Raw genomic sequence first — 2,010 nt, forward strand, 5'->3', positions numbered from 1 at the left:
CCCACCTCGGCGAGCTTCGCGCTGTCGGCGTCGCCCGTCTGTTCCGCTGTCGGAGGCGGGGGGATGAATGAAGAGACCGCCGCCGCGATGAAGTCCTGCGGACGAAGGAGAACCCCGACATAAGGGTGAGGCATGGGCACGACGGGGGAAGGTGGTATCGTCACGAGGTGGATGTCCACGCCGATGACCGGGTCGAGCTGCTTGGAGATGGGCAGGCAGGCCATGCCCTTCATGCCCATGGCACCCAGCACGGGGAGCATCGCGGCCTCGCTCAGGCCGTCGGCAAGGCCGCCGATGGCGGCTGCCGCCTTGACCCCCGTGTCGAGGGCATTGACGGACGGTGACACGCCGGCGTCGGAGTTCGCCTTGACGCCTTCCGAGATACCCTTGACCTGCGCGCCTACGCCGGTCTTTAGGTTAGCACTCACGCTGTCGAAATAACCTGTGTCCGCCATAACTATGTGCTTGCATTAAGCTGTTACCATTCGGAACATCTAAATTTATCAAAAGTCTTTAAATTCATCGTTTTCCATAAAAAAGATTAAGGCTTCTATATAATCTTTTTCTGATGGTATGCCAATTTGATCCATTACATTTAATAATATATCTTCAAATTGTTCGCCATAATACAATAATTCCAAATTTTCTTTCTGTACAAAATCGGGATAAACTTCTTCATCATTTTTAATTTCAGGATATTTATCAATGAAGCATAGTTGATCCCACTGTATATTTTCACTTTTAGAATATATACAATAATTCTCATTTGAGAATCCATGTACCTGTATCTGCTGGGATACTTGTTTGATTATAAAACCTAAAGTATAAGGCTTTTCTGATTTTAAATTATCCATATATTTATTATTTTTTTTGTTTATAACCTGTGGAACCATTTAATCGTCCTTTACGACCATCATTACCACCACCCCATAAATCTCGCCCACCTTTACCTGATGGATGATAAAGTTTATGATTGAGTGAATGATCTCTTCTGTCCACCAAGACCAGTCTCCTTGTTTCTTCATGATGATGCCATGTAAAACCAGACGGGCTTGATGTCATGTTTGGATTTTTAATCCATGCATGTAGTTCTGGATGCCTTTTTAACATATCATGCTTAAAGATTGCATCAGAATTGATTTTATTTAGAAATTCTTGATTTGCTCTATTAAATTGGACAGCATCACTTGCGTATTGGTCTTTCGCATTCACTGTATGCTCAAAAAAGATGTGATACTTTCCATTATTGGGGCGTGTAGCTAAACCAAGAACATCACTCCACGCATTTGTATCATCGACATACCCATATAAATTGAGTATTCCACCACCAAGTCCAATCGGGTCTTGCGAGACGTACATCCCCATCTTCGGGTCATAGTACCTGAACCTGTTATATGCCAGCCCTGTCTCCCGATCATAATACTGTCCCTGGAACAGGAACGGTACCATTCCCTTGTTGCCCGTTTCCTCGATGACGTTCCCGTCCATGTCGAGTACCCGGCTCCACACCTCGTTGCCCTCGGCATCGTATGCCTCCGTCGGTGTTCCGAGCTGGTCGGTCAGTATCGAGTAGGACCTGCCCTCCCTGAGCATTGCCACCGGTACGAACGACTCCTCGTCGAAGAGCCATACCGTCATGTCGCGGCGTTCCGTGTCCGTGTTCCACCTGTCCTCCATGACGGAGTATTCCCTGCGCTGCTTCCACTGGTGCAGCGGCACGTTGCCGTTCCACACCCACCGCGTCACAGTCGTTTCGAAGCTCTTGGAGAGCCTGCGCCCGAGCGCGTCGTATGTGAACTCCACCTCCCTCTTGTCGGGCCGCACCACCTTTGCCAGGGAGCCGTCGGCGTTCCACCGGTATCTCCAGCGGTCCTTCTTGCCGTCAAGCCACTTTCCCGTGCCGAGGTAGCGTTCCGTCAGGTTGCCGTCAGCATCGTACTCGCAGTGCCATTCACCGTCCTGCTCCAGCCGTCCGCCACTGAGGTAGCGGCGCAGCCTCATGTCCGGGTC

Annotated in this window: 2 protein-coding genes and 1 pseudogene; all 3 read right to left on the bottom strand. The window is 49.8% G+C overall.

The genetic code is table 11. The annotated features are described in order from the left end of the window. A pseudogene (locus ABUA47_RS24400) lies at positions 1-455 on the bottom strand (type IV secretion protein Rhs); the annotation flags it as partial. 48 nt (positions 456-503) lie between these two features. After that, positions 504-854, bottom strand: coding sequence for a hypothetical protein (locus ABUA47_RS24405; protein ID WP_032557871.1), 351 nt, complete (start codon positions 852-854; stop codon positions 504-506). A gap of 7 nt (positions 855-861) precedes the next feature. After that, the coding region (locus ABUA47_RS24410) for an RHS repeat-associated core domain-containing protein (protein ID WP_349832246.1) at positions 862-2,010 on the bottom strand (1,149 nt) is incomplete at its 5' end.

The organism is Bacteroides sp. RTP31139st1_H2_RTP31139_211217, assembly GCF_040227615.1.
Lineage (GTDB): Bacteria > Bacteroidota > Bacteroidia > Bacteroidales > Bacteroidaceae > Bacteroides > Bacteroides uniformis.